The organism is Pseudomonas sp. Pseusp3 (genome assembly GCF_047304225.1).
GTDB lineage: Bacteria > Pseudomonadota > Gammaproteobacteria > Pseudomonadales > Pseudomonadaceae > Aquipseudomonas > Aquipseudomonas fluorescens_CD.
The window spans coordinates 1-7142 of record NZ_JBGLYV010000176.1 but is presented as its reverse complement, the minus strand read 5'-3'; the positions used below and the strand labels follow the sequence as shown (position 1 = coordinate 7142).

General features: G+C 64.0%; 6 protein-coding genes. All 6 read right to left on the bottom strand.

Annotation, left to right across the window (positions count from 1 at the left end):
* Positions 1-199 precede the first annotated feature (199 nt).
* The 6 genes from ACCD00_RS29775 to ACCD00_RS29750 all read right to left on the bottom strand — a co-directional run bounded on the left by ACCD00_RS29775 (position 200) and on the right by ACCD00_RS29750 (position 6877).
* On the bottom strand, positions 200-1780 hold the full coding sequence (locus ACCD00_RS29775) for a FadD3 family acyl-CoA ligase (protein WP_413428788.1): 1581 nt from the start codon (positions 1778-1780) through the stop codon (positions 200-202).
* A gap of 72 nt (positions 1781-1852) precedes the next feature.
* The gene (locus ACCD00_RS29770) at positions 1853-2599 is read right to left on the bottom strand and encodes an SDR family oxidoreductase (protein WP_322615449.1); all 747 of its coding nucleotides are present in this window, start codon (positions 2597-2599) and stop codon (positions 1853-1855) included.
* A 228-nt stretch (positions 2600-2827) separates the two neighbouring features.
* Positions 2828-3916: a 2Fe-2S iron-sulfur cluster-binding protein gene (locus ACCD00_RS29765; protein ID WP_413428787.1), complete on the bottom strand. Its 1089-nt coding sequence runs from the start codon at positions 3914-3916 to the stop codon at positions 2828-2830.
* 13 nt (positions 3917-3929) lie between these two features.
* The gene (locus tag ACCD00_RS29760) at positions 3930-4685 is read right to left on the bottom strand and encodes a glucose 1-dehydrogenase (RefSeq protein ID WP_413428786.1); all 756 of its coding nucleotides are present in this window, start codon (positions 4683-4685) and stop codon (positions 3930-3932) included.
* Complete coding sequence (locus ACCD00_RS29755; RefSeq protein WP_413428785.1) at positions 4673-6352, bottom strand: FAD-binding protein; 1680 nt, start codon at positions 6350-6352, stop codon at positions 4673-4675. The genes ACCD00_RS29760 and ACCD00_RS29755 overlap by 13 nt, the downstream gene beginning before the upstream one ends.
* A gap of 9 nt (positions 6353-6361) precedes the next feature.
* On the bottom strand, positions 6362-6877 hold the full coding sequence (locus ACCD00_RS29750) for a flavin reductase family protein (RefSeq protein ID WP_413428784.1): 516 nt from the start codon (positions 6875-6877) through the stop codon (positions 6362-6364).
* Between the last annotated feature and the right edge of the window lie 265 nt (positions 6878-7142).

The following is a 7142-nucleotide window of genomic DNA, read 5'->3' as shown; positions in this document are numbered from 1 at the left end:
TCGGTACATCCGGCATTGATGTTGGCTGACACTGCGCCTTCGCGAGCAAGCCCGCTCCCACAGTTGAACTGTGTCGGGCGGGAAATTTGTGTACACCCTCGAACATTGTAGGAGCTAGCCTGCTCGCGATGGTCTATCAGTTGCATTGATGTCGACTGACACACCATCGCGAGCAAGCTCGCTCCTACAGGGATTGCGTTTAGTCGGCTGGCTGCAGTGCCCACTCGCGCAGCACATTCTTGGTCACTTTCCCTGCCGCATTGATCGGCATGCTCTGCAACACCTGCACCCGGCGCGGAACCTTGTAGTTGGCCATCTGCTCACGGCACCAGGCGAGGAACCGCGCCTGTTCGATTTCCGCTCCCGGCGCAGGCAGCAGGAACGCCATCGCCACCTCACCCAGACGCTCGTCAGGAATACCGATCACCGCTGCCTGGGCCACGCCCGGATAGGTCAGCAGGCACTGTTCGATTTCCGCCGGGTACACGTTGAAACCACCGGTGATGAACATGTCCTTGAGGCGGTCGGTGATGCGCAAGTAACCCTGTTCGTCGAGCATGCCGATGTCGCCGGTATGCAGCCAGCCGTCGGCGTCGAGTATTTCCTGGCTGGCTTCGGGATTGTTGAGATAGCCCTGCATCAGGTTGTAGCCGCGGATCTGCACTTCACCGGGGATGTTCGCCGGCTGGCTGCGACCGCTGCCGCCGACACAGCGCACTTCCACTCCTGGCATCGCCCGGCCACTGGTGTTGGCGACGAGTTCCGCGGAGTCGCCGGAGCGGCAGATCGTGGCGAAACCGCAGACTTCCGTCAGGCCATACGCGGTGACGATGGTGGCAAATCCGAGTTCGTCGCGCATGCGGTGGATCATCTCCACCGGAATCGCCGCCGCCCCGGTCACCGCCACGCGCAAGGAGCCCAGGTCGAAATCGTTGCGTTGCGGATGGGCCAGCAACGATTGATACAGCGTCGGTGGCCCGGGCAACACGGTGATGCGTTCACGCTGCACGCATTCAAGCACGGCCTGCACGTCGAACACTTGCTGCGGCAGGAGGGTGCAGCCACGCATCAGCGCTGCCAGCCAGCCGGCCTTGTAGCCGAAGGAATGGAAGAACGGGTTGACGATCAGGTAGCGATCGCTCTCGCGCAAACCGACGATATCGCTCCAGTCGCGCACGATACGCAGGTTCTGGCCGTGACTGGTCATCACGCCTTTGGGTTTGCCGGTGGTGCCGGAGGTAAACAGCACGTCGGACAAGGCCTGCGGGCCAACGCTTTGTTCGCGGGTGCGCAAGGCCAGTTGCGGCACGTCGGTCGCCAGATCCATAAACCGCTCCCACGCCAGGGTGCCTGAACGGGTGCCGCGCAGGCTGACGATGTGGCGCAGCTCAGGCAGGTCTTCCGACGCGAGCATGCCGGGGTAGTCCGCGCCGAGGAATTCGCCGATGGCAAACAGCACGCAGGTGCCGCTTTCGCGCAGGATGTAGCCGGCCTCGCTGCCCTTCATCCGGGTGTTGAGCGGCACCAGGGCGGCGCCGACACTTTGCAGGGCGCCGGCGGCGACGATCCATTCCCATACGTTGGGTGCCCAGATTGCCACGCGGTCCCCGACCTGTACGTCGAGGGCCAGCAGCGCTCGGGCCGCCTGGCGGCGCAGTTGATCGAGTTGTCGGTAGCTGATGATGTGGCCCGCGTCCTCGATGGCCGGGCGGTCGCCGTAGGCCTGGGCAGCGTTGGCGAACAGTTGAGCGATGGTCAGTGCGGTGGCGACAGGCGGCATGGGGCCTCCCCGGTTAGAAGACAGTTGCGAAAAAGGGAGTAGGCCGGGCAGGGCGCCCGGCCGGATTGCGAATTACTGGGCGGGCGGGGCGAAACGGCGACCGGCGGAGAAGCCACCGTCCACGGCAATCATCTGGCCGCTGACAAAGGAGGCTTCGTCGGACGCCAGGAACAGCGCGACGTTGGCCACTTCTTCCGGTTGCCCGGAGCGGCTGAGCATGTGCTGCGAAGCGAAGAAGGCGTGGAACGCGTCATTGTCACGAACCATGCTGGTCATCGGCGTTTCGATCAGGCCCGGGCACAGGCCGTTGACGCGAATGTTGGCGTAGCCGTAGTCGATGGCCATCGAGCGGGTCAGCTGGTTGATGCCGCCCTTGGACACGTTGTAGGCCACGTTGCCGTCGCAGCCTTGCAGACCGAAGATCGAACCGACGTTGATGATCGAGCCGCCGCGTTGCGACACCATCGACTCCAGCGCGTACTTGCTGGTGAGCATGCTGCCGGTCAGGTTGATGTCCATCACCCGTTGCCAGTTGGCGGTGGTGGTCTGGGTCACGCTGCCCTGGTCGGCGACGCCGGCGGCGTTGACCAGTACATCGATGCGCCCGAAGCGGCTGATGACTTCTTGCATGACCTGCTGCACCTGCGCTTCGTCGCGCACATCCAGGGTCATGAACAGGCCGGGAAAGTCCGCCGGTGCGCTGCCGATGTCCAGCCCGACCACTTGCGCGCCTTCGGCCGCGAAACGGCGCACGCAGGCCAGACCAATACCCGAAGCGCCGCCGGTGACCACCGCGACCTTATTCTGCAAACGAGCCATAACTGCACCTCTTTATTGTTGTGGGCTAATGCTGTGGCCGAGTCTAACCGCAGCCTCGGCCCGAGTGATCGTCCGTTGAGACTAAGGCGACGGAGCGCCTTTGATCACGCCCACCTGTAGGAGCGAGCTTGCTCGCGAAAAACGCCCTGACAACGCGGGCATTCAGATACCCCGCGTTATCGTTGACGACCATCGCGAGCAAGCTCGCTCCTACAGGAGGGGCGGGTCTCAATCCGGGAATTTAAGGCGTACCTTCGCCCCGGTCGGGCGGCTCTGGCAGGCCAGGGTCCAGCCTTCGGCCAGCTCCTTTGGGGTCAAGACGTCGTTGCGCGCCAACTGGACTTCACCTTCCTTGACCACGCACATGCACGCCCCGCAAAAGCCCTCTTCACAGGAGGACGGCACGTCCAGGCCCGCCGCCTTGCAGCTTTGCAGGAGGGTATCGCCGGGTTGGCAGGCAATTTCGTGTTGCTGGCCGTCGAGTTCCACGATCAGCGCTTCGCACTGCGACCCCATCGCTGCCTCGCGAGCGAGGGCTTCTTCGGCCAGCAGTTCATCCGGGTCCGGTGGTGAAACGAAACGTTCGACATGGATGCGGTCGGCGGCCTCGCCCAATGCCAGCAGGGTGCGCTCCACGGTGTCCATGAACGGTCCCGGCCCGCAGATGAAGTAGTCGCCGCCGGCCGATCCGCGCAGCAGATGACGGACCTGGTGGTCCGTCAGAAAACCCTGCACCGAATCGAGGACGTGCACTACGTGCAGTTGATCAGGATGCGCCTTGATCAACCGGCACAGCTCGTCCTTGAAAATCACCGACGTTTCATCGCGGTTGGCGTAGATCAACTTGATCGGTCGCCGGCTGCTGTGCAGCACCGATTTGAGAATGGAAAACACCGGGGTGATGCCCGAACCGCCCCCGAACAGGACCAAGGGCTTTTCGGTGTCCGCCGACTGCTGCGGGTCCAGGCAGAACAGCCCGGCCGGTGGCAGCACCTCCAGCCAGTCGCCGACCTGCACCTCGTTCATCCAGTTCGACACCCGGCCGCCGTCGACCCGTTTCACCGTGACCTTGGGCAGCGCGTCCGCGAGGGGCGAGCTGGCCATGGAATAGCAGCGGGTCAACAGTTTGCCGGCCAAGGGCACGCGAAAACTCAGGAACTGGCCCGGTTTGTAGCGAAAGCGCTCACGCAGGTCTGGCGGTATATCCAGCACCAGCGAGCGCGCGTCAGCGGTCTCGTCGATCACCGCACACACTTGCAATGAGACACTTGCCGTCGTGTGTTCGGCCGGGGTCAGGTTCTGTTGTTGCGTGCCCATGTTCACCTCGACCTCAGAGCCCGCTGATCAACTGCGCGTTGTCGACGCGGATCTCGGCACCGTTGACGAACCGCGACTCGTCGGTGGCGAGGAACAGCACCACGTTGGCAATGTCCCGTGGCGCGGCCATGCGGTTCATCGGGTCCTGGTCCAGCACTTCCTGCGGGATCGCCTGGCCACCGGCCAGAGCCTGGGTCATCGGCGTGTTCACGCCGTCCGGGTGCACGCTGTTGCAACGGATGCGGTAGCCCTGCTGCTTGCAGTGCAGGGCAATGGAGCGGGTCATCGCCGCCACCGCGCCCTTGGACGCCGAGTAGGCGCAGAACATCGGCATCGCGCCCAGCGCCGCGACCGACGACATGTTGATGATCGAACCGCCACCGGTTTCCTTCATGGCCTGGATCGCGTATTTGCAGCCGAGGAAGTAACCGTCGCCGTTGATCTTCTGCACCTTCTGCCACAGCTCCAGCGTGGTGTCCTCGATGCTGCCCAGGGCCAGGATCGCGGCGTTGTTGACCAGCACGTCGAGACGGCCGAAGTGTTCAACAGTAGTTTTCACCACGTTCTGCCAATCGCTTTCGCTGGCGATGTCGTGGCGGATGAACAGCGCGTTGGCGCCGATTTCCGCGGCGACCTGGCGACCGGCTTCTTCGTTGAGGTCGGTGAGTACCACTTTGGCGCCTTCGCTGGCCAGCAGCAGGGCGTCTTCGCGACCGATGCCGCTGGCGGCGCCGGTGATGATGCAGACTTTGCCTTCTACACGTTGCATTGTTGTTCTCCTGATCGTGCGGTTTGAAGTGCGAATTGGTCGGCCACGTGGGCGGCAGCCCGGCGACCGGAATAGATGCAATCGGCCAGGGACAGGCCGGAGACATACAGGTTGGAGGCGACACCGACCGCGTTGCGTCCGGCGCTGTACAGGCCATGGATCGGCTGACCGGCGTGGTCCAGCACCCGACCGCTGGCCTCGCAGACCTTCAGCCCGCCCAGGGTGATGACCGGGCAGGGGAACAGGCGGCTGGTGAAGGACAGGTCGAGGGCGTACCACGGACCCTGGTCGAGGTTGGCGAGCATCGCCGAGGACTTGCCGAACTCGTCCGCCAGTTCGCCCCGCGCCGCGCGGCTATAACGTTCGACGCTCTGGCGCAGCAGCTCCGGCGGCAGGTTGCAGCGTTTGGCTAACCCGGCCAGGCTGGTGCTGCGTTTGGCGTTGAACAGCAGGTTGAGCAGCACCGGCAGGCGCTGGAAATTCCACACCTTGCCCGGGCCGACCTGACTGAGTGCTTCTCGAACCAGCGCCCGATTGAGAATCAGAATGGCCCGGCCGTCCTGTTCTTCGACCATGGCGTGGCCGAGGGTCGCTCCGTAGATTTCTTCGTTGGCGTAGCGCTGTCCACGGGCATTGACGATCAGCCCGCGGGCCCAGGCCAATGGCGGGTTGATGAAACGCCAGGCGCTGACCTTGTCCATCCGCGCCACGCTGCCTCCGGCACTCTGGCCCAGGGCGATGCCGCTGCCATTGCACCCGGTGGCGCCCAGCGGCAAACCGGCCAGGTACTGCGGCGCGTGTTGGCGCACCAGATCGCGATTGAAGATAAAACCGCCGCTGCTCAGCAGCACCGCCTGTTCGGCGCGAATCAATTGGCGAATGGCGCTGGTCTGTTCGATGCGACGCTGACGGGCGCGCAAGCGGTCGGCCAACGCCGGAGCGTACATATGAATGGCAGCGGCCCAGCGCGACAGACGCGCATGCTGCCGGGCCGCGCGGCTGCCGGAAGGCAACTGCCAGGCTTCGACACCGATGACCTTGTCGTCGCGGTCGAGCACCAACCGCCGCACTTCGCACTGGCTGCGCAGGCGTGCGCCGTGACGCAAGGCGCTGGCCTTGAGCGGGGCGAACAGACTGGCGCCGGACATGCCCGGACCTTTGGTGCGGTGGCCACGGGGTGCCGGTTTGGCGCTCGCGGCATAGGCCGGTACGGCTTCGTTGCCGGAGTAATAGAGGTAGTACTGGTCACTCGGGTACGAGGTTTTATGCGGCGGCACGCTGGCTTCGAAGGTTGCGCCCTGCCGCTCCAGCCAGGCCAGTTGCTCGCGGCTGCCTTCGCAGAAGTCCCTCAGGGTTTCACCACTGACAGCCTCGCCCACTTCCTGACGCAGGTAATTGAACATGGCGTCGCTGGTGTCTTCATAACCGGCCTGGCGCTGATACGGTGTGCCACCTCCGGCATAAACAACGCCACCGCTGAGTGCGGTGGCGCCGCCTCCTTCGAAACGGTCCAGGGCCAGCACCGAGAGGCCTCGACTGGCCGCTTCGATCGCGGCACAGGCGCCGGCACCGCCGAAACCGACCACCAGCAAATCGCAGCGGTCATCCCATGGCAACTGGTCGGCGCTGTTTACTCGCAACGCCGTCAACCCGTTCATGCCGTCCATGCCCAGGCCTCAGCCGGCGACAGCGAAGGAGGGGATGGGTTTGGCGGTGGTGGTGTAGCTGCCGTCGAGATAGACCAGAGGGGTGATGGCGTCGCTGGTGTGGATCTGCAGGATGCGCCCGATGAATACGGTGTGGGTGCCGTAGCTGAAGTGGCCGTCCTGACGGCAGAGGATCGCCGACTGCGCGTCACCCAGGTAAGGAATGCCGCCGGGGCTGGTCAGCCAGTTGCCACGGTCGAAGCGCGCTTCGCCTTTGATCGCGCCGCTGCACAGGTGTGCGAGGTCTTGTTGCTCGACGCCGAGGATGTTGACGCAGAAGTCCGCGCCGGTCGCCAGTGCGGCGTGGGGCGAGGCGGTCTTGTTGACGCAGATCAGCAGCGATGGCGGTTCGGTGCTCAGTGAGTCGACCGCGGTGGCGGCCATGGCGAAGCGTTCGGAGCCGTTGCTGGTGCTGATAATGGTGACTGACTTGGCCAGGCGGCGCATGGCCTGGAGCATGTCGGCTTTGAGGTTGGCGTCGTTCATCGCACTGGGCCTTTTTTTGTTGGGGTGGGTGCGATGGATTCTTGCTCTGGCTCTGGTCTTGAACATCGTCCGAGGGGACTAGGCCTTGGTTGACTGTGTACATATCCGTTTCTGCGGTAACGGCCACTTATGGTTTCGCCCTTACGGCGACTCACTTTTTTTGACAAACGCCTCAAAAAAAGTAAGCAAAAAAAACGCTCGCCCCGAACGTCCGGCCCCTCGCCAGGGCTCGGGGTTCCTTCGCTCCGGCATTCATCCGGGGGCA